Consider the following 22,196-nt stretch of genomic DNA (forward strand, 5'->3'; position numbering starts at 1 on the left):
CACGCCGGCCGCGCACCCCGGCGCCAGCGTCGGTCGTCGTCGCTGCTCCGCCGCAGTACGCACCGGACGCGGCGCCACCGGTGCAGACCCTACCGTCCGTGACGGAGGTCCGCTCACGACGGTTCGACGTCCAGGTCCAGCAGCGGGTCGTCGGTATACACCGGGTCGGGATCCTCACCTGTCAACGACGGGTCGAGGCTCGGTTGCGGCTTCATCCGGTCGTCGTCGATGGCGTTGCGCACCTTGATCGACACCACGGATCCGCTGCAGTTGTCGGCCCCGCTGCCCGGCGGTTCAGCGGCCGGATCCCCCTCGGCGGCGTCACCGGCCGGCGGTTCGACCGTCGGCCGCTGCGCGAGCAGGTCCTCCGAGCAGGCCGGCGGCCGGACCCACAGATCCAACGTGAGTTCGTCACGGGTCCAGCAGGTGTACTGGCCGTCGACCGGCTGGGACGGGCAGAGCTCGACCTTCCACGGCAGCCAGCCCGCGTCGGTGAGCGCCGCCGTGTAGACCTGGGCGGTCTCCTCAGGGCCACGTTCGGAGGTCATGGTCCGCTCGCGGAACCGGCAGTCGATCAGGCACCACCGGCTGCCGCTGACGGCGTCGGTGCTCTCCAGCGCCGCCCAGCCGGGCACGTCGAGCCGGTCGAGAGAGTTGAACACCGGATCCCGGGTCGCCGCCCGGATCCCGAAGTAGAGCGGAAGCGCCGCCAGGACGACCACCGCGACCATGATCAGCGCCACCGCGCGGAGGCGCCGCTGCTGCCGGGTCGACTCGTCGTCGGCAACGCCGTCGGGCCCCGACGCACCGTCGTCCGGGCCGGCACCGGGCCGGACCGGGCCGCCGGCGGCGGACCGGATCGCGCCGGTGGCTCCTGCGGCGTCGCGGCCAGGGTCGTCCCGGCCTGGTCCGTCGGGCCCGGGACCGCCGTGCGGCGTGCCGGCTACCGGCCTGGGTACGGCGGCCACCGCTGCCCGCCCGCCACGGTCGGCGACGGGCCCGGGGGCGCGCAGGGCGGCCGGATCCCGGGGGCGGATCTCGGTCGGATCCTCCGGCGACGCCGACGGGCGTCCGGGTCTGCCGTGGAGCGGTGGTGCGCCTGCCGCCCCGGTCACCGGTCGCGGGCCGTCCGGCGCCGACCGGGGACCGGCCGGCCCGGGTGCGGGACGTTGACCACCGGGGCCCGGTCCCGGGCGCGGACCACCGTCCGGGACACCTCGGGCGGGGCCGGGGCCGACCGGCGGTCGGGGGCCGCCCGGTCCGGGCATCGGTGGTTGATCGGCGGGCCGGACCGGGGCGGCCGCAGCCGCCCGTGCCACCGGGGCGCTCGCCCCAGCGCCGGAGACCGGTCGAGGAGGGCCACCGGCACCCGAGACAGGACGCTGCGGGCCACCGGACACGGGCCGGGGCGGACCACCGGCACCCGAGACAGGACGCTGCGGGCCACCGGCACCCGGGCCTCCAGCGCCGGAGACCGGCCGAGGGGGGCCACCGGCGCCGGAGACGGGCCGTTGTGGGCCGTCGCCGGACGGCCGACCCGGGAACATGCCGCCGCCCGGGTGCTCCGGGTGGTCGAACCGCCCGGGAGCGGGCGGCCGTGGCTGGCCGTGCATCGGTGGCCGCCCGACGCCGGGCGGTGGCGCGTCGCGGTACCCGGCGGTCGGCGGATCGTCGTGCCCAGGCGGACGCACCCTGGCTGCGGCGCCGGCACTGGGCATGCCGACCCGGGCCGCCGGTGGGGGGCCGGCCGGCCGGGCGGCCGGGCGGCCGGGCGGCTCGGGCGAAGGGTCGTGCCGAGAGTCACGGCCGGGCGGCAGCGCGCCGCCGGGGCCGGGTACCACCGGCGCGGCCATACCACCGCGGCCCGGGCTGCGGCGCGGACCGCCAGGTGCCGGCGACACCGGCCCGGCGGAGGGTGACGTGCCGGGGCGACCCGCCGGTGGCGGACCGTCGCCGGCCGGCGACACCGGTCCGACCGGTGACCCTGGGCCAGGCGTCGGCGCGGCATCAGCCCGGTGTCGTTGGCCCGTAGGAAAACCCGGGCGGGGACCGGAGCGGTCCGACCAGGTGTCGGCCGGGTCGTCAGGCTCCGGGGCACGGCGTCGGCCGCCACGGGTCGGTGCGGGAGATGGTCCCCGGTCCGGCTCGCCGGAGCCCGGGCCGGGCCGCTCGCCCGTACCGAACCGGTCACCCGGGCCGGGCCGCTCGCCCGTACCGAACCGGTCACCCGGACCCGGCCGCTCGCCCGGACCCGGTGCCGGTCGGACGCCGGGCCGGCCTGGAGCGGGCGGGGCCGTTGCCGCCCGCGCGGACGGCAACGGCGGGGCGTTGCCGGACTGCGGAACCGGCACGCCGGGAGCGGACGGCTGCGGGGCAGGCCTGTTCGGGTCACGGCCCGGAGGCGGCGGTCCGGGCGGCCGGGGCGGCTCGGGCCGCCGGACATCTGCCGGTGCGGCCCCCCCGGCGGGCGGGGGCGGAGCGGGCCGCTGCGCGCGTGGCGGCGGGCCCTCGGGCGACGGGCGGTCGCCGCCACCGCCGGGCCCGATGTCGACCTGCTGTTCCTTGGCGGTACGCAGGTCGTCCAGCCAGCCGGTCTCCTCGCCGCTGACCTCTTCCTCGACCTGTGCCCGGCCCCACCGGCGGCCCTTGGCCTTGGCCTCACGACGCTCGTCGGGTGCATCCGGGCGGTCAGAACCGCGCGCTCTCACTGGTGTACCTCCCCGGCAGCCAGGCTGCCGCTGTCATCGGATGCGGTGGCGTTGTCGGACGCCGGGCCGGATGTCGCACGCACGATACGACGCAGCACCGGCATCCGCGCGGCGACGGCGCGCTCCGCACCATGCTCGGTCGGCCGGTAGTAGTCGACACCGGCGAGTTCGTCGGGTGGGTACTGCTGGGTGACCACGCCACGGTGATCGTCGTGCGGGTAACGGTAGCCGCGGCCGTGGCCGATCTGCCGGGCACCGGAGTAGTGGCTGTCGCGCAGGTGTGCCGGCACCGCCCCACCCTTGCCGGCCCGTACGTCGGCGATCGCGGCGGACAGCGCGGTGGTGGCCGAGTTGGACTTGGGAGCGGTGGCCAGGTGGATCACCGCCTGCGCGAGGTTGAGCTGTGCCTCCGGCAGGCCGACGTACTCGACGGCGTGGGCGGCGGCGGTCGCCACCGACAACGCACCCGGGTCCGCCATCCCGACGTCCTCGCTGGCGAAGATGACGATGCGCCGGGCGATGAAGCGGGCGTCCTCGCCCGCGACCAGCATCCGGGCCAGCCAGTGCAGTGCGGCGTCGACGTCGGAGCCACGCATGCTCTTGATGAACGCGCTGGTGACGTCGTAGTGCGCGTCGCCGTCGCGGTCGTAGCGGACCGCAGCGACGTCGATCGCCTGCTCGGCGGTGTCGAGGTCGATCTCGTCGACGTCGCGGGCGGTCGCCGCCGCAGCCGCAGCCTCCAGCGCGGTCAACGCCTTGCGGACGTCGCCGCCGGCGAGCCGGACGAGATGGTCCTCGGCCGGCGCCGACAACCGCAGCGCCCCGCCGAGCCCACGCGGGTCGGTCACCGCCCGGCGCAGCAGGTCGCGGACCGCGTCGTCGGTGAGCGGACGCAAGGTGAGCAGGACACACCGCGACAGTAACGGCGAGATGACCGAAAAGTGGGGATTCTCCGTGGTGGCGGCCAGCAGTGTCACCGTCCGGTCCTCCACCGCCGCCAGCAGCGAATCCTGCTGGGTCTTGCTGAAGCGGTGCACCTCGTCGATGAACAGGACGGTCGGCAGACCCCCGGTGCGCCGCTGCCGACGGGCCTCGTCGATCACGGCGCGGACATCGCGGACCCCGGCGGACAGCGCCGACATCGCGACGAACCGCCGGTCGGTGGCCCGGGCCACCAGGTGGGCGACGGTGGTCTTGCCGCAGCCCGGCGGGCCCCACAGGATGACCGACATCGGCGCCGCCCCGGTCACCAGTTGCCGCAGCGGGGCACCCGGCGCCAGCAGGTGACCCTGGCCGACCAGTTCGTCGATGCTGGCCGGGCGCATCCGTACCGGCAGCGGTGCCTGCGGGTCAGGGGCGGCGCCGCTGCTGCCGACCCCGCCTGACACCACGGCGCTTCCGGGGGGCGCCACGTCGGGCCGCCCCCCGGAAGCGGGGTAGGTGAAAAGGGCGTCGGACTCCATCACGAAGACAGTACCGGCCCGATCTCGGCTGCCGGAAACCCGCCGAGATCGGGCCCGGACACCGCCCGACGCGTAGGGAGCCGTCCCTGGTCACCGGCTACCTGTCGGCCCCGGTGGGTAGGTGGCGCGTCGGACCCGATGGGGATTGGCGGCGCGCGCCGAACGACGGCTCAGGTCAGCCCGTCCGCCGGTTCACCGCCGACGCCGGGACCAGCGGCGGTTCCCGATGCCGGCATGGAACAGCGCCAGGCAGAGCAGCCCGATCAGCACCAGCGTGTTCCAGTTGAACAGGTCCGGGGCACCCAGATCGGTGTTGAGCAGGTCGAGAAGCAGGGCGAAACCAAAGACGACTGCCGCGACGATGGCGAGCATGACATCCTCCTGGGGGGTTCAGTGGGTCGGCTCTGCCATACCCGGCAGACCCCTTGGCCAATCCAGGTAGGACCAGGTCGGCGCCGCCGGTCGGGTCACACCGACGCCCCCGCCGTCGGGGTCGGCACCGGGCGCGCCCCGGGATCCGGCACCGGGCGCGGGCGCCGGGCCACCAGGTACAGCGGCGCGGCCGCCGCCAGCACCGCCGCGCCGACCAGCATCGCCAGGCTGACCGAGGCAGCGCCGGCGACACCCAGCAGCACCACCCCGCCGAGGGCACCGGCCGGTTGGGCGACCATCGAGTTGAGTGACACCACGCTGGTCCGGTGCGGGCCGTCCACCTGCCGGTGCAGCAGACCCAGGTGCACCGGATTCGACGCGCCGTGGACGGCGTAGCAGGCCAGGTAGGCGGCGATCACCCCGACCGGCCCGGCGAGCAGCGCCATCGCGACCACGGTCGCCCCTTGCAGGATCCGGAACGCGGCGGCGGTCACCGGCGCGCCGAGCCGGCGGCTCAGCGCCGGCACCAGCGCGGCGCCACCGGCCGACGCCAACCAGGCCACCGCGCCGACCGGGCCGAGCAGCGCCGCCGCCCGGTCGGCATCGCCAGCTACCTCCGCCAGCCGTACCGGCATCAGCGTCTCGAAGGAGATCATGCCGAATCCCCAGAACAGCTCGACCGCGATCAGAGCGAGCAGGATCCGGGAACGCCGCAGCAGCCGCAGCGCGCCGAGCACCACGGCGGGCACCTGCCGGACCGACGCACCCAGCGTCGACGCCCCGGCCGCCGGGCGTACCTCGACCAGCAGCATTGCCAGGCCGAGCAGGCCGACGACCTGCAGCGCCCCGGCGACCACGACCGGTCCGGTCAACGCGCTGACCGGCCCGACCGGACCGATCGCCACCAGCACGCCGGAGGTCAGGGCCCCGGCGGCGATGGTCAGACCGGCGACCACGCCACCATGGCCCAGGCCGTCCTCGTACCGCGCGTCGGGGTCGGCGGCCAGCGTCGCGTCGACGTACCAGGACTCCAGCGGCCCGCTCTCCAACGCCCGGTAGACACCCTGCAGCAGCAGCGCGGCGACGAACACCCCGAACGAGTCGGCGATCACGAGCAGCGTCAGCGACGCCAGGTTCGCCAGAGCGGCACCGATCAGTACCGGCTTGCGGCCGATCGCATCGGCCAGGCCGCCGGTCGGCAACTCCAGCAGCAGTACGGCGAACCCCTGTGCGGCGACGACCAGGCCGATCTGCGGCAGGGCAAGCCCACGTTCGAGCATCAGCAGCACCGTGACCGGGATCAGCAGCCCGGTGGGCGCCCAGCGCAGACTGTGCAGGACCAGGTAACGCCGGTGGATCTGGCGTACGGTCAATCCTCCGGTCACCGTTCGTCTCCGACCGGCTCGTCCCCGGCCGTACCGTCCCGGTCACCGCCCTTGATGACCCGGGGGAAGGCGTACTTGTAGAGCAGCACCTGCTCGGGCACGCCGTCGCCGGGGCCGGGGTCGGTGCGGTAGCGCTCGACGACCTCGGCGATTTCGGCGTTGAGTCGACGCAACTGGTCGGCGGTGAGGGTCAACCGGGTGTCGGAGTAGTCGGCCGCCGCACGCCACTGCGGCGGGTAACCGTCCCGGGCGGTGTGCCACTCCTCGGCACGCTGGACGAACAGCTGAAGGAAATAACTGTTGAGCCAGTCGGCGGCCGCGCGGGCATCCGGGTCGGCGTCGAAGGCGGTGTTGTGCCAGGCGGTTTCCTGGTGCACCGCCCGCCACCAGCGTTCCCGGCCGGTGCCCCGGGCCGGCTCCTCGCGGACCAGCCCGGCGTCGGCGAGCTTGCGCAGGTGGTAACTGGTGGCGCCGGTGTTGGTGCCCAGCTCGTGGGCCAGGGTGGTGGCGGTCGCCGGGCCGTCCAGGCGCAGCGCGCCGAGCAGCCGCAGCCGCAGCGGGTGGGCCAGGGTGCGGACCTGGTCCCCGGTGAGCCAGACCGTCGAGAGTTGCTCGTCCATGAGATGCAGAATAGCTATGCAAAGGAAGTGTGCACAACATCTTTGCACACTTCCTTTGCAACCAGCGTCCTGCGCTCAAGACGCAGCTGGGCCCGGGCGCGTACCGCACCCGGGCCCAGCCCACTCATCCACTTGTCCGCAGGTCAGGACGGCTCCACCGGAGCGGCCACCCCGGCCGTACCGGCCGCCGGGGTCGGCGCGACACCGGCCGGCGGCTTCGGCTTCGCGTCCACCCCGGCCTCCGCCCGCTGCTGCGCGGTGATCGGCGTCGGCGCCTGGGTCAACGGGTCGAACCCGCCCCGGGTCTTCGGGAACGCGATCACCTCACGGATCGAGTCCACCCCGGCCAGCAGCATGCAGATCCGGTCCCAGCCGAACGCGATACCGCCGTGCGGCGGCGGGCCGTACTTGAACGCCTCCAGCAGGAAGCCGAACTTGTCCGACGCCTCCTGCTCGGTGATGCCCAGCAGGTCGAAGACCCGCCGCTGGACATCCCCCTGGTGGATACGGACCGAGCCACCGCCGATCTCATTGCCGTTGCAGACGATGTCGTACGCGTACGCCAGAGCCTCGCCAGGGGCACCATCGAAACGGTCCAGCCACTCGTCGGTCGGCGAGGTGAACGGGTGGTGCACCGCCGTCCAGCCGCCCTCCTCGGTCGGCTCGAACATCGGCGCGTCGATCACCCAGCAGAACGCCCACGCGCTCTCGTCGATCAGGTTGGCCCGCCGGGCGATCTCGATGCGGGCCGCGCCGAGCAACTCCTGCGCCTCCCGCCGGTTGGTCGAGGCAGCGAAGAAGATCGCGTCACCGGGCTTGGCGCCGACCGCGTCGGCCAGCCCACCCAGGTGCTCCGCCGACAGGTTCTTCGCCACCGGCCCACGCGGCTCACCGGTCTCGGCGTCCAGCACCACGTACGCCAGGCCCCGCGCGCCGCGCGCCTTGGCCCAGTCCTGCCAGCCGTCGAGCTCCTTACGGGTCTGCGCGGCACCGCCGGGCATCACCACCGCGCCGACGTAGCCGCCCGCGTCGATCGCCCCGGCGAACACCCGGAACGCCGTACCGCGCAGGAAGTCGGTCAGCTCGGTCAGCTCCACGCCGTAGCGCAGGTCCGGCTTGTCCGAGCCGTACCGGTCCATCGCCTCGTGCCAGGTGATCCGCGGCACCGGTCCGGTGATGTCGTGCCCGGCCAGCTCCCGCCAGAGCGCACCGACGATCGACTCACCCAGCTCGATCACGTCGTCCTGGGTGACGAACGACATCTCGATGTCCAGCTGGGTGAACTCCGGCTGCCGGTCGGCCCGGAAGTCCTCGTCGCGGTAGCAGCGGGCGATCTGGTAGTAGCGCTCCATGCCGGCGACCATTAGCAGCTGCTTGAACAGCTGCGGCGACTGCGGCAGGGCGTACCAGGTGCCGGGCTGCAGCCGCACCGGCACCAGGAAGTCGCGGGCACCTTCGGGCGTCGACCGGGTCAGCGTCGGCGTCTCGATCTCCACGAAGTCGCGGTCGTGCAGCACCGTACGGGCGATCTGGTTGGCCCGCGACCGCAGCCTCAGCGCCCCCGACGGCCCGCTGCGCCGCAGGTCCAGGTAGCGGTACCGCAGCCGGACGTCATCGCCGGCGTCGACCTGATCGTCGATCGGCAGCGGCAACGGCGCCGCCTCCGACAGTACGGTCAGCTCGGTCGCGGTCACCTCGATCTCGCCGGTGGCCAGCTCCGGGTTGTCGTTGCCCTCCGGGCGGCGGTCGACGGTGCCGGTCACCCGGACGCAGAACTCGTTGCGCAGCGCGTGCGCCAGCTGCATCTCCTCGCGGAACACCACCTGCACCACGCCGGAGGCGTCGCGCAGGTCGACGAAGATGACACCGCCGTGGTCGCGCCGGCGGGCCACCCAGCCGGCGAGCGTCACCGACGTGCCGGCGTGCGTCGGGCGCAGGCTGCCAGCGTCATGGGTACGAATCACGGCACGGAACTCCTCATCGCGGGTACGGACTGCACCCGCATTGTGTCAGCCCGGCCGATCCGCTTCGGCGTCGATCCCGGCCACGTCCGGCGTACGATCCACTCGAACCGCCATCCCCGGTGACCGGAGGGCGCATGCTGCTGCTGTCCTTCGCCGCCGTACTGCTACTGGCCGTACTGGTCTCGGCGCTGGCGCACCGCACCATCCTGTCGACCGCCGCGCTGTTCCTGATCGCCGGTTTCGTCCTCGGCCCGCAGACCACCGGTGTGCTCGACATCGAGCCCGACTCCCCCATCGTCGCCACCCTGGCCGAGCTGGCGCTGTTCGCGGTGCTGTTCAGCGACGGCATGCGGGTCGGCTGGCGCGATCTACGGTCTCGCTGGCGGCTGCCGACCCGGGCACTGGGCGTCGGATTGCCGCTCACCATGGCCGTCACCGCCGCGCTGGCCCACCTCGTCGTCGGCCTGGACTGGCCGGAGGCGCTGCTGATCGGCGCGGTCCTCGCCCCCACCGACCCGGTCTTCGCCGCCGCGCTGGTCGGCAACCAGAAGGTGCCGTACCGGCTGCGGCACCTGCTCAACGTGGAGTCCGGCGCCAACGACGGCCTGGCCCTGCCGTTCGTGATCCTCTTCCTGGCCGTCGCCAACGGCTCCACTGATCTGCACCTCGGCGAACTGGCCACCGAACTGGCCCTGGGTCTGGTGATCGGCGTCGCCGTACCGCTGGCGGCGATCATGCTGGAACGGCTGCGCTGGTTCGGCACCTCGGCGCAGTACGCCCCCCTCAACGGTGTCGCGATCGGCCTGCTGGTGCTCGCGCTGGGCCAGCTCACCCACGGCAACCTGTTCCTGGCGGCGTTCGCCGCCGGCAGCACCATCGCCACCTTCGGCCCCCGCCAGCGGGTCGCCTTCGAACACTTCGGCGAGAACGTCGCCGAGCTGTTGAAGCTGGCCGCCCTGCTGGTCTTCGGCGCGCTGATCTCGGTCGAGTTCCTCGGCGAGATCTCCTGGCCCGGCTGGGTGTTCGCGGTGCTGGCGATCGTCGTGGCGCGGCCGGTGGCGCTGGCGCTCGCCTTCTTCCGTTCCGGCATGCACGCCCGGGAGCAGGTCGCGGCCATGTGGTTCGGCCCGAAGGGGTTCGCCTCGGTGGTCTACGGCCTGCTGGTGCTCAACAGCGGCATCGACGCCGCCGACCTGGTCTTCCACCTGGTCGCGCTGACCATCGTGATCTCCATCCTGGCCCACTCGTCGACCGACGTCCTGGTCGCCAACGCCTTCGACGAGACCCGGCGTACCGCCCCCGACCCGGGCTCGGACAGGGACGGAAGCCATCCAAGCTGACCTTGGGTGGCTCCCGTCGCAGGTCCTCACCCCGGGATCTTCCACGCGTTCATCTCCAGGCTGACCTCCCCGTCAGGGGAGGCCCCGGTGATCTCCAACTGCACGACAAGCTGCGCCCGGCCCGAGTTGACGGCTGCGGCACGGCTCGTCCAGAGGCAGAGCACCACACCTTGCTGGACCGGCACCCGGGCCTCGGCACCGAGCGGAGCCATACGGATCTGTTCCGAGCAGTCGTGCGGAGTGAGCCCTGGCGCGTCCACCTGGCTGCCGCGTACGTCGCGGCCGAGAACCAGGTTGGCCGGCGCGTTACTGTAGCCGGCCCGCAACGTGATGTCCGCCTCGGACGACAGCACGTCGGCCCGCGGCTCGTCCAGGTCGGCGTGCATGCTGCTGTTGTTGCCGAACACCCGCAGCGTCAGCGGCTCCTGCGAGTAGTGGACCGTGTACCGGGTCTGCGCGTCGAGCGTCGGCTGCGCGGTCGGATTCGCCGACGGCACATCATCGGGTAGTCCAGTCGGCTCCGGCCCGTCCGGCGTCGCGGAGGCCTCGATCGTCGGCTCCGACCCGCCGTCACCGCCGTCGGGCGTCGCCATCGCGTCGACCCGGTCCGAAGCCCGCCAGGCGATCACGGTCGCGGTGGCGGCGAGCACGAACGCGGCCACCGCGAGCATCACAGACACTCCGACCAGCAGCCGCTGGAGCCTGCCGGTTGATCGCCGTGGCGATGCGGTACCAGCTGTCGCCGACGGACCATCTCCGGTTATTGACATCGGTTCCTCCATATGCGCATCGGCCAGGCACGGCCGACAATCACTCAGGGACCTCAGAAACCGTGTGCACGGTTCACGTCGACGCACTCGGAGAGGCCACCGATCCACTAGGTCGATCGAGTAAGGTAATGGTGGCATGCCGCCACAATCATTCTCCGCTACCCCGATGGACGAACCATGCCTGACAATGGACAATCTGCAGGTGAAGGCCGTGAGCGACCGCGTCGGTCGGTGCGGAAAATATCCGAACGGCTGGCGGTGGTCGGCCTGGTGGTCACCACGCTGGGGGTGATCGTCGCCGTGCTCGACTGGCGCTTCCCAGTCGGAGGCCAGGTGCCACCGGCGTCGACCACCCCCTCGGCGACGGTGCCGGCGGTCACGTCGCCAGACGCCCCTGCGGGTGGCTCACCGGCCGCGACCAGGATCGAATACCTTTCCGCGCTCCCGGCACACGCCGGCACCGCCAATCTCACGGAACTTCCGCGCGAACTACGGGAGACCGCCGAGTTTCAACGCGCCATCGTGATCAAGTGCCCGAGCAACCAGAGCAATGACAAGGTCAGCGAGGTCGCCTATCAACTCTTCGGCCGATTCGACACTTTCCAGGCGACCGTTCGGCCGCATTTCGACAGCCAACCGGATGCCCGGATGCACGTCGAGGTCCTGGTCGGCGAACGCGCCCGCGACGGCCGCCTGGTGTGGGACGTCGGCGGCGGACAGTACGAGGCGACCGCCGTGCAGCCCGGATCGCTCAACGCGGTCGTCGAGGGGATGCAGGAGCTCAAGATCCAGGTCCGGTGCGAACTGCCGGACGGGGTGGCGATCCTGGTCGACGCCGCCCTGTACGAGTGACGGTCGCCGCCTCACCTGCGCAGGTGGCGTCGCCGACCCAGTGAGTCGGATACGTGTACGTAACGTGATTGAAATGTCAGAATGCCAGCATCTGCCACGACCCAGGTCTCGATCGCTCATGGAGGTCCGGTTTTGTTTCTCACCCGGCACGAGCAGGAGCGACTGCTCATCCACGTCGCAGCCGACGTGGCCTGGAAGCGCCGTGAGAGGGGCATCCGGCTCAACCACCCGGAGGCGACCGCGGTGATCACCGCCTTCCTGTTGGAAGGTGCCCGGGACGGCCGCAGCGTGGCGGAGCTGATGGAGGCCGGGCGCACCGTGCTCGGTCGCGAGGACGTGCTCGACGGTGTGCCGGAGATGCTCCCCGAGGTGCAGGTGGAAGCCACCTTCCCCGACGGGACGAAGCTGGTGACCGTACACGAGCCGATCTCCTAGGAGCGAGATTGAGCGCACCACCCACGCCGTCGGGCACCGACGGCGGCACAGTCGTTCCCGGTGAACTCATCCCCGGCGACGGGCCGATCACCCTCAACTCCGGCCGACCGGTGCTGACCCTGGCCGTGGTCAACACCGGGGACCGGCCGGTGCAGGTCGGGTCGCACTACCACTTCGCCGAGGCCAACCCGGCGCTGGACTTCGACCGGGCCGCCGCCTGGGGGCACCGGTTGGCGGTGGCCGCCGGCACGTCGGTGCGCTTCGAGCCCGGGGTGGACCGCGAGGTCGACCTGGTGCCGTTGGGCGGTCGGCGGATCGTCGCCGGGCTGCGCGGCGAGTGCGCCGGCCCGGTCGACGAACGGCGACCCGGCACTACGGCAGGCGGCACCGCAGGCGACAGCGACGGCGACGAGGCGGGAGACGCGGCGTGAGCACCCTGGACCGACGGCGGTACGCCGCCCTGCTCGGACCGACCGCCGGTGACCGGATCCGGCTGGCCGACACCAACCTGCTGATCGAGATCGAAGAGGACCGGTGCACCCCACCCGGCGCCGACGGCACCCCGGCGTACGGCGACGAGGTGGTCTTCGGCGGCGGCAAGGTGATCCGCGAGTCGATGGGCCAGTCCCTGGCGACCCGGGCCGACGGCGCTCCGGACACGGTGATCACCGGAGTGGTGGTGCTGGACCACTGGGGGATCGTCAAGGCCGACGTCGGCATCCGCGACGGCCGGATCGTCGCGCTCGGCAAGGCCGGCAACCCGGACACGATGGACGGCGTGCACCCGGACCTGGTCATCGGGCCGGGCACCGAGATCATCGCCGGCAACGGCAAGATCCTCACCGCCGGGGCGATCGACAGTCACGTACACCTGATCTGCCCGCAGATCCTGGAGACCGCGCTGGCCAGCGGGATCACCACGATCATGGGCGGCGGCACCGGGCCGGCCGAGGGCACCAAGGCCACCACGGTCACCCCCGGTCCGTGGCACCTGGGCATGATGCTCGCCGCGCTCGACCCCTGGCCGGTCAACGTGCTGCTGCTCGGCAAGGGCAACACGGTCAGCGAGGCGTCGCTGTGGGAGCAGCTGCGCGGCGGGGCCGGCGGCTTCAAACTGCACGAGGACTGGGGCACCACCCCGGCGGCGATCGACGCCTGCCTGCGGGTCGCCGACGCCTCCGGGGTGCAGGTGGCGATCCACACCGACACGCTCAACGAGGCCGGTTACGTGGAGTCGACCCTCGGTTCGATCGCCGGCCGGTCGATCCACGCCTACCACACCGAGGGGGCCGGCGGCGGGCACGCACCGGACATCATGCGGGTGGCGGCCGAGCCGAACGTGCTGCCGTCGTCGACCAACCCGACCCGCCCGCACACCGTCAACACCCTCGACGAGCACCTCGACATGCTGATGGTCTGCCACCATCTGAACCCGAGCGTGCCGGAGGACCTGGCGTTCGCCGAGAGCCGGATCCGGCCGTCCACGATGGCCGGTGAGGACATCCTGCACGACCTCGGCGCGATCTCGATGATCGGCTCGGACTCGCAGGCGATGGGCCGGGTCGGCGAGGTCATCCTGCGTACCTGGCAGACCGCGCACGTGATGAAGGCCCGCCGGGGCGCGCTGCCCGGCGACGGCGCTGCCGACAACATCCGGGCCAGGCGGTACGTCGCCAAGTACACGATCTGCCCGGCGGTGGCGCACGGCATCGACGGCGAGGTCGGCTCGGTGGAGCCCGGCAAGCTGGCCGACCTGGTGCTGTGGGATCCGGTCTTCTTCGGCGTCCGGCCGCACCTGGTGATCAAGGGCGGCATGATCGCCTGGGCGCAGATGGGCGACGCGAACGCCTCCATCCCGACCCCGCAGCCGATGCTGCCGAGGCCCATGTTCGGCGCGTACGGCACCGTGCCGGCCGCCACCAGCCTGGCGTTCGTCGCGCCGGCTGCGATCGACGCGCTGCTCGGTGACCGGCTCGGGATCCGTCGCCGGCTCGCCCCGGTCGCCGACACCCGGCGGCGGGGCAAGGCCGACATGCCGCTGAACGACGCCACCCCCCGGATCGAGATCGACGCGGACACGTTCACGGTACGCATCGACGGGGAGACGATCGAGCCGGCTCCGGCGGTGGAGCTGCCGATGGCGCAGCGCTACTTCCTGTTCTGACCGCCGGCGATGATGACGATGTGTCACGCCCGGACCCGCCGATGAGCGGGCTCGCCACGCTGCTGGTGCTGGCCGATGGCCGGTTGCCGGCCGGCGGGCATGCCCACTCCAGCGGGCTGGAGGCGGCCGTCGTCGCCGGCCGGGTCCGTGACCTGGCCGGCGTGGCGGCGTACCTGACCGGCCGGCTCACCACCGGTGGGCGTACCGCCGCCGCGTTCGCGGCCGCGGCTGCAACAGCCGCGACCGACGACGGGGCCGGCCCTGGCCGGCTGGACGCGCTCGACGACGGTATCGACGCCCGCACCCCGTCGCCCGCGCTGCGCCGCGCGTCGCGGGCACAGGGCCGGGCGTTGCTGCGCGCCGGACGGGGCATCTGGGCGCTGCCGGCGGGCGGCCCCCGGGACCGCCACCAGCCGGTCGCGCTCGGCGTGGTCGCCGCCGCCGCCGGCCTCGGCCCGGCCGATGCGGCGCTGGCCGCCGCATACACCGCCGTCACCGGACCGGCCAGCGCCGCCGTGCGGCTGCTCGGCCTCGACCCGTACGCGGTGCACGGCCTGCTGGCCCGGCTCGCGCCGGACATCGACGCGGTCGCCGCCGGGGCGGCCGCCCTGGCCGACCGGCCGGTCGACGACCTGCCCGCCGGCTCGGCCCCGATCCCGGAGGTCGACGCCGAACACCACGCCACCTGGGAGGTGCGTCTCTTTGCGTCCTGAACCACACACCCACGTCCACGGCGGGTCCGCCGAACCGCACGCGCACACCGACGGGGAGGTACCGCACACCCACCCCGATCCGGGGGTCGACCCGCACCCGCCCCGGCTGCCGGACGGCTCCCCCGCGCTGCGGATCGGCATCGGCGGGCCGGTCGGCTCCGGCAAGACCGCGCTGGTCGCCGCGCTGTGCCGGGCGCTCGCCGACGAGTTGCGGCTGGCCGTGGTCACCAACGACATCTACACCACCGAGGACGCCGACTTCCTGCTGCGCAACGGCGTCCTGCCGGCGGAGCGGGTCCGGGCGGTGGAGACCGGCTGCTGCCCGCACACCGCGATCCGCGACGACATCTCCGCCAACCTTGACGCCATCGAGGACCTGTCCGACCAGTTGGGCACCCTCGATCTGGTGCTGGTGGAAAGTGGCGGGGACAACCTGACCGCCACGTTCAGCCGGGGCCTGGTCGACCAGCAGATCTTCGTGGTCGACGTGGCCGGCGGTGACAAGGTGCCGCGTAAGGGCGGGCCCGGGGTGAGCACCGCCGACCTGCTGGTGATCAACAAGACGGACCTGGCGCCGCTGGTCAACGCCGACCTGTCGGTGATGCAACGCGACGCCGCCGCCCGCCGGGGCGAGCTGCCGACGGTGTTCCTGTCGCTGGTGCAGGACCGGACGGCGACGCCGGTGGCCGAATGGATCCGGGGGCTGCTGCGGGCCCGCGCCCAGACCCCGGCGGAGGTCGCCGGCTGATGCGGGCCCACGCCCGGCTGGTCGCCGAGGTCGACGCCGCCGGGCGGACCCGGCTGGTCTGCCTGCGCGGCGAGCCGCCGCTGGTGCTGCGCCGTACCGGCCCGGCAGCGGCCGCCGGCGACGAGGTCCAGGTGCATCTGGTCGGCGCGGCGGCCGGCCCGCTCGGCGGCGACGACCTGCGGCTGGACGTCGACGTCGGGCCGGGGGCGCGGGTGTGTCTGCGTACTGTCGCAGCGTCGCTGGCGTTGCCCGGACCCGACGGCCGCCGGTCGAGGCTGCAGATGCTGGTCCGGGTTGCGACCGGCGGCGAGCTGCGCTGGCTGCCGGAGCCGTTGATCGCCGCCGCCGGCTGCCACCACCTGTCCCGGTCGGTGGTGGAGCTGGCCGACGGCGCGGCCGTGGTGTGGCGGGAGGAGCTGGTCTGCGGGCGCGACGGTGAGCCGTCCGGCGACGCCCGGATCGACACCACCGTCCGGTACGCGGGCCGCACGGTGCTGCGTACCGACCTGGCGGTGGGGCCGCGCGCCGACGGCTGGGCCGGGCCGGCGGTGCTCGCCGGGGCGAAGGCGACCGGTTCGGTGCTGGTGGTCCGGCCGGAGTGGGCAGCCGGCGGGCCCCCGGCGGCCGGCCCGCTCGGCCCCGGCGCGGCCCGGCTGCCGCTGGCCGGCGGGCCGGCGGTGCTGGTCACCACGACCGGCCCGACCGCCCGCGGCGTCCGCACCGAACTCGACCGGGCCGAACCCGACCGGGCCGAACCCGACCGGGCCGGGGCTCAGCCGCCGACGTAGGCCGCGAGGTGCTCACCGGTCAGCGTCGAACGGGCCGCGACCAGGTCGGCCGGTGTGCCCTCGAAGACGATCCGACCACCGTCGTGACCGGCACCCGGCCCCAGATCGATGATCCAGTCGGCGTGTGCCATGACCGCCTGGTGGTGCTCGATGACGATCACCGACTTGCCGGCGTCGACCAGCCGGTCGAGCAGGCCGAGCAACTGCTCGACGTCGGCCAGGTGCAGGCCGGTGGTCGGCTCGTCGAGAACGTAGACGCCGCCCTTCTCCGCCATGTGGGTGGCCAGTTTCAGCCGCTGCCGCTCGCCGCCGGACAGGGTGGTGAGCGGCTGGCCGAGGGTGAGGTAGCCGAGCCCGACGTCGGCGAGCCGACGCAGGACGGCGTGCGCGGCCGGGGTGCGGGCGTCGCCGGACGCGAAGAACTCCTCGGCCTCGGCCACCGACATCGCCAGCACCTCGCTGATGTCCCGGCCGCCGAGCTGGTACTCCAGCACCGCCGCCTGGAACCGCCGGCCCTGGCAGTCCTCGCAGACGGTGGCGACGCCGGCCATCATCGCCAGGTCGGTGTAGATGACCCCGGCACCGTTGCAGGTCGGGCAGGCGCCCTCGGAGTTGGCGCTGAACAGCGCCGGCTTGACCCCGTTGGCCTTCGCGAACGCCTTGCGGATCGGGTCGAGCAGCCCGGTGTATGTCGCCGGGTTGCTGCGCCGAGAGCCTCGGATACCGGTCTGGTCGATCGACACCGCCCCCGCGTCGGCCGGGATCGACCCGTGCAGCAGCGAACTCTTGCCGGAGCCGGCGACCCCGGTCACCACGACCAGCACACCGAGCGGGATGTCGACGTCGACGTCGCGCAGATTGTTGGCGTTCGCGCCACGGATCTCCAGCGCGCCGGTGGGCTCGCGGACCGACTTCTTCAGGTTGGCCCGGTCGTCGAGGTGGCGGCCGGTGACGGTGACGCTGGCCCGCAGCCCGTCCACGGTGCCTTCGAACATCACCTCGCCGCCGGCGGTGCCGGCACCGGGGCCGAGGTCGACGACGTGGTCGGCGATCGCGATCGTCTCCGGCTTGTGCTCGACGACCAGCACCGTATTGCCCTTGTCCCGCAGCCGCAGCAGCAGGTTGTTCATCCGGGCGATGTCGTGCGGGTGCAGCCCGATGGTCGGCTCGTCGAAGACGTAGGTGACGTCGGTCAACGACGACCCGAGATGCCGGATCATCTTGGTGCGCTGCGCCTCACCGCCGGACAGGGTGCCCGCCGGGCGGTCCAGCGAGAGGTAGCCGAGGCCGATCTCCACGAACGAGTCGAGGGTGTGCCGCAGCGCGGTCAGCAGCGGTGCGACCGACGGCTCGGCCAGCGCCTGGACCCACTCGGCGAGGTCACTGATCTGCATCGCGCACGCGTCGGCGATGTTGATCCCGTTGATCTTCGACGACCGGGCCGCCTCGTTCAGCCGGGTGCCGGCGCAGTCCGGGCAGGTGGTGAAGGTGATCGCCCGCTGCACGAACGCCCGGATGTGCGGCTGCATCGCGTCGACGTCCTTGGCCAGGAACGACTTCTGGATCCGCGGGATCAGACCCTCGTACGTCACGTTGACGTTGTCGACCTTGATCCGGGTCGGCTCCTTGTACAGCAGGTCGTGCAGCTGCGACTTGGTGAACCTGCGGATCGGCTTGTCCGGGTCGAAGAAACCGCAGCCGCTGAAGATTCGCCCGTACCAGCCGTCGACGCTGTAGCCGGGGATGGTCAGCGCGCCCTCGTTGAGCGACTTGCTGTCGTCGTACAGCGCGGTCAGGTCGAAGTCGGTGACCGACCCCCGACCCTCGCAGCGCGGGCACATGCCGCCCAGCCGGGTGAAGGTCTGCTTCGTGGTCTTGCTGGCGCCGCGTTCGACGGTTATCGCCCCGCTGGCCCGCACCGACGCCAGGTTGAAGGAGAACGCGTTGGGCGGGCCGACGTACGGCTGCCCGAGCCGGCTGAACAGGATCCGCAGCATCGCGTTGGCGTCGGTGGCAGTGCCGACCGTGGACCGCGGATCGCCGCCCATCCGCTCCTGGTCGACGATGATCGCCGTGGTCAGCCCGTCGAGCACGTCGACCTCGGGCCGGGCCAGCGTCGGCATGAACCCCTGTACGAATGCGCTGTACGTCTCGTTGATCAGGCGCTGCGACTCGGCGGCGACCGTGCCGAACACCAGCGAACTCTTGCCCGAGCCGGAGACCCCGGTGAACACCGTCAGCCGGCGTTTCGGGATCTCGACGCTGACGTCCTTGAGGTTGTTGACCCGCGCGCCGTGCACCCGGATCAGGTCGTGACTGTCGGCGGGGTGCGGGGTGGACGGCCGCTCCCCCGAGGCGGTGGCCCTGCTCATCGAGAATCCCTACCTATCGAGTCTGCTGGATGCGGATCAGGTTGCCGGCGGGGTCACGCACGGCACAGTCGCGGACCCCGTACGGCTGCTCGGTCGGCTCCTGGACGATGTCCGCGTCGCCGGCCTGCAGCCGCTCGAAGACCCCGTCGAGGTCGCTGGTGGCCAACAGGATGCCGGCGTAGGTGCCCTTGGCCATCATCTCGGTGATGGTACGGCGCTCGTCGTCGGTGATGCCGGGGTCGACACCCGGCGGGTGCAGCACGATCGCGGTGCCGGGCTGGTCGACCGGGCCGACGGTGAGCCAGCGCATCCCGTCGTAGCCGACGTCCAGGCGCAGTTCGAAGCCGAGCAGGTCACGCCAGAAGGCCAACGCGGCGTCGGCGTCGTCATGCGGCAGGAAGCTGGAGTGAATCGTGATGTCCATGGCGGTCACGCTAGTTGCGCCGCCGGGGCCCGTGCTTCTCGATTCCTGATCGGTCTGGTGACCTGTTTTGCCAGGCAGGCGGGCATCTCCGGGCGTGCGGAGCCGGCCCGGCGCCGGTAGACGCTGGGCGGGACGCCGACCAGTTCGGTGAACCGGGTGCTGAAGGTGCCCAGCGACGCGCAGCCGACCGCGAAACAGACGTCGGTGATGCTCAGGTCACCCCGGCGCAGCAGCGCCATCGCGCGTTCGATGCGCCGGGTCATCAGGTACGCGTACGGCGACTCGCCGTAGGCGCGCCGAAACTCGCGGCTGAGGTGCCCGGCCGACATGTGCACGCCACGGGCCAGGGCCTCGACGTCGAGTGGCCGGGCGTACTCCCGGTCGATCCGGTCGCGCACCCGGCGCAGCCGCGCCAGGTCGCCCAGGTGCTGCTCCTGCCTCGCACTGCCGGTCACCCGGGCGATGCTGCCACACCCCGTCGGCACTTCCCGCCCGGCGCGGCCCAACCTACGGTGCGGCGGGAGCGTAGCGTGCGTTCGGCATGTGAACGACACGTAGGAAGGCGGGCAGGCGCCACGGCCGCGGCCCTCCGACGACGACGTCGCGACGCAGAGCGGCGACGGCGGTGCCGGTCCGACCGAACAGCATCAGGTTGAACCGGGCCGGACGGAACCGCAGCCGGACGTCGACCGGGTCGTCCGGTGGGGCGAGCCGGATCCGTCCGTCACCGAGCACGACGGTCGCGGTCGGGGTGTACGCAGAACGGAACTGCACCGCGATCGGCCGTTTCGGCATTGCCCGCGAGGTGTCCAGCAGGACGCCGTAGTCGTGGTGCAGCATCCCGAGAAAGAACTGGTCGAAGTACAGCGACGCGTAGTCGTCGGGCATCGACCAGGGGCGGCGCAACACCCGGGCGATGTCCCAGCCGTGCACCAGCAGCTCGTTGACCAGGTGTGCCACCATGCCGGCGATCGGCACCCGCGCGTCGCCCAGCCACTGGACGGTCCTTTCCGGCGGCAGCTGGGCGGTCGCCGCGAGAATCGCGTCGGTCGCCTCGCCGAGCAGTTCGGCGAGGCGAGCCGGGTCGCGTTCGGTGAAGTGCCGCAGCACATGGTCGTTGACGTCGGCGACGGTGTCGACGTTCGCGGCGGACAGGGCCGCGCGGATGTCGGGGATCTGCAGCGGCGGCTCGTCACCCTCGACGAGGGTGACGTACAGCATCGCGATGCTCACCACGTGCGCGGCGGTGTCCGACACCGTCCAGTCGCGGGTCGCCATCGCCTTCGGCTGACTGTCGACTGTCAGCAGTGATTGGAATCGGTCGGTGAGGACACTCAACGCCGTACGGGCCAGGGTCCAGCGGTCAACGGGCACAACGAAACTCATCCGGTGATCGTGGCACCGGCTGCGTCGACAGTGTTCCTTGACGTTGCGCGTTTCATGCGCGATTTCCGATGAGCCGACCCTGGCCGGGGTCGCGCCTGGCGACGACACGGGCGAGGGTGCGCAGCATGGTACGGACGAAGCGGTCGAAGACACGGTCGGGCAGAATCCGCCGGGCCGCCAGGATCACCCTGGCGGCCCGGCCGACGGGGTAGCGGGTCCGTGGCCGGCGGGCGCGCACCGCTCTGGCGACGGCGTCGGCGACCACCGAGGGCGGCGACGCCGGGCCGTCCTCGACCGCGAGGATGGCCGCGCCAAGTGCCGCCTGGTCGGCGTACGGGCCGCGACCCGAGGTGTCGAGGAGATGCTGGCCGGCGATGGCGGGCCACTCGGTGGCGATCGCACCGGGCTGGATGACGACCACGTCGATGCCGAGTGGGGCGAGCTCCATCCGCATCGAGTCGCTGAGTCCTTCGACGGCGAACTTGGTGGCGTGGTACCAGCCGCCGAGCGGCTCGTGGATCTTCCCACCGATTGACGAGATGTTGACGATGCGTCCACTGCCCTGCCGGCGCATCTGCGGCAGCACGAGTTGCGTCAGCCGGGCCAGGCCGAACACGTTGACGTCGAACTGGCGGCGGGCCTCGTCCAAGGGCACGTCCTCGACCGCGCCGAACGAACCGTACCCGGCGTTGTTGACCAGCACGTCGACCCGCCCGGATTCGGCCAGTACCTGTTTGACGAGGTCGACCAGCGCGGCGTCGTCGGTGATGTCGGCCCGCACGGGCCGGATGCCGACGTCGGCCAACGGGGTGATCCGGTCGAGCCGGCGGGCGACGGCGTAGACGTGGTAGCCCATGGCGCGCAGCTTGCGGGCGGTGGCCTCGCCGATGCCGGAGGAGGCGCCGGTGACGACGGCGACCTTGTCGCTCATGATCTCTCCCTTGGTAACCAACTAGATAGTTACATCATCGGCGCTACCCGCGCAGTTGTCAACCAACCAGTTGGTTTTGGGTAGGCTGGCGGCATGGTCCGCGACTCCACCGCCACCAAGCACCGGATCCTCGACGCCGCCACCGTCGAGTTCGCCGCCCACGGCCTGGCCGGCGCCCGGGTCGACCGGGTAGCCGAGCGCGCCGGCGCCAACAAGCAGCTGATCTACGCGTACTTCGGCAGCAAGGAACGGCTCTTCGACACCACCCTCGCCACCCACCTGGAGCGCTTCATGGAAGCGGTGCCCTTCGACGCAGACGACATACCCGGCTACGCCACCGCGATGTTCGACTTCGGCGTCACGCACCCGGACCTGCTCCGACTGCTGCAGTGGCACACCCTCGAACGGCCCGGCGAGCTCGCCCGGATGGAGCAGAACCACCACACGACCCGACGGAAACTGGCCGCCCTGGCCGAGGCCCAGGCCGCCGGCCTGGTCGACGACACGCTCCCGCCCGCCGAACTGCTCGCCGTCGTTCTCGCCGTCGCCCGGGCCTACGACGATCCGGCGCCGACGTCGGTGGCCGCGCGCCGGGCCAGCGTGACCACCGCCGTACGCCGGCTCGTCACCCCCGGCCCGCGCCCGTAGAGCCAGCTCGTCACTCCGCCCGCGACCGTAGAACCCGGCGACCCGGGTCCGGCGCGCCGCCGGTCCGCGACATCGAAACGGTTGTGCCGGGAACCAGCGACGCCGTTGCACCG

22 protein-coding genes are annotated in these 22,196 nt (G+C 72.5%); 9 read left to right on the top strand and 13 right to left on the bottom strand.

Annotated elements, in window-relative coordinates; translation table 11 throughout:
- Positions 1-113: 113 nt before the first annotated feature.
- From ACN28F_RS02765 to aspS, 7 genes are all read right to left on the bottom strand, one after another.
- A complete protein-coding gene (locus ACN28F_RS02765) occupies positions 114-860 on the bottom strand; it encodes a hypothetical protein (protein ID WP_421361232.1) in 747 nt (248 codons plus the stop codon).
- Between the two features lie 251 nt (positions 861-1,111).
- The gene (locus ACN28F_RS02770) at positions 1,112-1,492 is read right to left on the bottom strand and encodes a hypothetical protein (protein WP_289206557.1); all 381 of its coding nucleotides are present in this window, start codon (positions 1,490-1,492) and stop codon (positions 1,112-1,114) included.
- Positions 1,493-2,704: 1,212 nt separating this feature from the next.
- Positions 2,705-4,171 (bottom strand): replication-associated recombination protein A, encoded by a 1,467-nt coding sequence (locus ACN28F_RS02775; RefSeq protein WP_289206558.1) that lies wholly within the window; start codon positions 4,169-4,171, stop codon positions 2,705-2,707.
- A gap of 192 nt (positions 4,172-4,363) precedes the next feature.
- Positions 4,364-4,543 carry a hypothetical protein gene (locus ACN28F_RS02780; protein WP_289206559.1) on the bottom strand — a complete coding sequence of 60 codons (180 nt, stop codon included), beginning with the start codon at positions 4,541-4,543 and terminating at the stop codon, positions 4,364-4,366.
- 95 nt (positions 4,544-4,638) lie between these two features.
- Complete coding sequence (locus ACN28F_RS02785) at positions 4,639-5,928, bottom strand: MFS transporter (RefSeq protein ID WP_289206560.1); 1,290 nt, start codon at positions 5,926-5,928, stop codon at positions 4,639-4,641.
- Positions 5,925-6,548, bottom strand: a complete 624-nt coding sequence (locus ACN28F_RS02790; RefSeq protein ID WP_289206561.1) for a winged helix-turn-helix domain-containing protein — start codon at positions 6,546-6,548, stop codon at positions 5,925-5,927. Before ACN28F_RS02790 ends, ACN28F_RS02785 begins: the two co-directional genes overlap by 4 nt.
- Before the next feature lie 143 nt (positions 6,549-6,691).
- A complete protein-coding gene (gene aspS, locus ACN28F_RS02795; RefSeq protein WP_289206562.1) occupies positions 6,692-8,512 on the bottom strand; it encodes an aspartate--tRNA ligase in 1,821 nt (606 codons plus the stop codon).
- 134 nt (positions 8,513-8,646) lie between these two features.
- Between aspS and ACN28F_RS02800 the strand changes: the two genes are divergently transcribed.
- Positions 8,647-9,852: a cation:proton antiporter gene (locus tag ACN28F_RS02800; protein WP_421356950.1), complete on the top strand. Its 1,206-nt coding sequence runs from the start codon at positions 8,647-8,649 to the stop codon at positions 9,850-9,852.
- A 26-nt stretch (positions 9,853-9,878) separates the two neighbouring features.
- Here ACN28F_RS02800 and ACN28F_RS02805 read toward each other — a convergent pair whose 3' ends face one another.
- On the bottom strand, positions 9,879-10,523 hold the full coding sequence (locus ACN28F_RS02805; RefSeq protein WP_421356951.1) for a hypothetical protein: 645 nt from the start codon (positions 10,521-10,523) through the stop codon (positions 9,879-9,881).
- 276 nt (positions 10,524-10,799) lie between these two features.
- Between ACN28F_RS02805 and ACN28F_RS02810 the strand changes: the two genes are divergently transcribed.
- From ACN28F_RS02810 to ACN28F_RS02840, 7 genes are all read left to right on the top strand, one after another.
- Positions 10,800-11,474 carry a hypothetical protein gene (locus ACN28F_RS02810; protein ID WP_421356952.1) on the top strand — a complete coding sequence of 225 codons (675 nt, stop codon included), beginning with the start codon at positions 10,800-10,802 and terminating at the stop codon, positions 11,472-11,474.
- 132 nt (positions 11,475-11,606) lie between these two features.
- Entirely contained in the window at positions 11,607-11,909 is a 303-nt protein-coding gene (locus tag ACN28F_RS02815) for an urease subunit gamma (protein WP_123601150.1), read from the top strand.
- Positions 11,910-11,917: 8 nt separating this feature from the next.
- The gene (locus tag ACN28F_RS02820) at positions 11,918-12,340 is read left to right on the top strand and encodes an urease subunit beta (protein ID WP_289206566.1); all 423 of its coding nucleotides are present in this window, start codon (positions 11,918-11,920) and stop codon (positions 12,338-12,340) included.
- The gene (locus ACN28F_RS02825) at positions 12,337-14,073 is read left to right on the top strand and encodes an urease subunit alpha (protein WP_289206567.1); all 1,737 of its coding nucleotides are present in this window, start codon (positions 12,337-12,339) and stop codon (positions 14,071-14,073) included. The genes ACN28F_RS02820 and ACN28F_RS02825 overlap by 4 nt, the downstream gene beginning before the upstream one ends.
- 20 nt (positions 14,074-14,093) lie before the next feature.
- Positions 14,094-14,786 (top strand): urease accessory protein UreF, encoded by a 693-nt coding sequence (locus ACN28F_RS02830; protein WP_289206568.1) that lies wholly within the window; start codon positions 14,094-14,096, stop codon positions 14,784-14,786.
- On the top strand, positions 14,776-15,534 hold the full coding sequence (ureG, locus tag ACN28F_RS02835; protein WP_289212720.1) for an urease accessory protein UreG: 759 nt from the start codon (positions 14,776-14,778) through the stop codon (positions 15,532-15,534). The genes ACN28F_RS02830 and ureG overlap by 11 nt, the downstream gene beginning before the upstream one ends.
- The gene (locus tag ACN28F_RS02840; RefSeq protein WP_289212719.1) at positions 15,534-16,322 is read left to right on the top strand and encodes an urease accessory protein UreD; all 789 of its coding nucleotides are present in this window, start codon (positions 15,534-15,536) and stop codon (positions 16,320-16,322) included. Before ureG ends, ACN28F_RS02840 begins: the two co-directional genes overlap by 1 nt.
- On the opposite strand, the gene ACN28F_RS02845 is transcribed toward ACN28F_RS02840, so the two are convergent.
- From ACN28F_RS02845 to ACN28F_RS02865, 5 genes are read right to left on the bottom strand one after another with little or no spacing between them, the layout of a single operon-like run.
- Positions 16,307-18,694: an excinuclease ABC subunit UvrA gene (locus ACN28F_RS02845; protein ID WP_281554520.1), complete on the bottom strand. Its 2,388-nt coding sequence runs from the start codon at positions 18,692-18,694 to the stop codon at positions 16,307-16,309. The genes ACN28F_RS02840 and ACN28F_RS02845 overlap by 16 nt on opposite strands.
- Before the next feature lie 13 nt (positions 18,695-18,707).
- Positions 18,708-19,118, bottom strand: a complete 411-nt coding sequence (locus ACN28F_RS02850) for a VOC family protein (protein ID WP_289206572.1) — start codon at positions 19,116-19,118, stop codon at positions 18,708-18,710.
- Positions 19,119-19,123: 5 nt separating this feature from the next.
- Positions 19,124-19,573, bottom strand: coding sequence for a helix-turn-helix transcriptional regulator (locus ACN28F_RS02855; protein WP_289206573.1), 450 nt, complete (start codon positions 19,571-19,573; stop codon positions 19,124-19,126).
- A 52-nt stretch (positions 19,574-19,625) separates the two neighbouring features.
- The gene (locus tag ACN28F_RS02860; protein WP_281554517.1) at positions 19,626-20,504 is read right to left on the bottom strand and encodes a maleylpyruvate isomerase N-terminal domain-containing protein; all 879 of its coding nucleotides are present in this window, start codon (positions 20,502-20,504) and stop codon (positions 19,626-19,628) included.
- Positions 20,505-20,556: 52 nt separating this feature from the next.
- Entirely contained in the window at positions 20,557-21,435 is an 879-nt protein-coding gene (locus ACN28F_RS02865) for an oxidoreductase (RefSeq protein WP_281554516.1), read from the bottom strand.
- Between the two features lie 93 nt (positions 21,436-21,528).
- Between ACN28F_RS02865 and ACN28F_RS02870 the strand changes: the two genes are divergently transcribed.
- The gene (locus ACN28F_RS02870) at positions 21,529-22,083 is read left to right on the top strand and encodes a TetR/AcrR family transcriptional regulator (RefSeq protein WP_281554515.1); all 555 of its coding nucleotides are present in this window, start codon (positions 21,529-21,531) and stop codon (positions 22,081-22,083) included.
- The last annotated feature ends 113 nt before the right edge of the window (positions 22,084-22,196 follow it).

The organism is Solwaraspora sp. WMMA2101, assembly GCF_049179175.1.
Lineage (GTDB): Bacteria > Actinomycetota > Actinomycetes > Mycobacteriales > Micromonosporaceae > Micromonospora_E.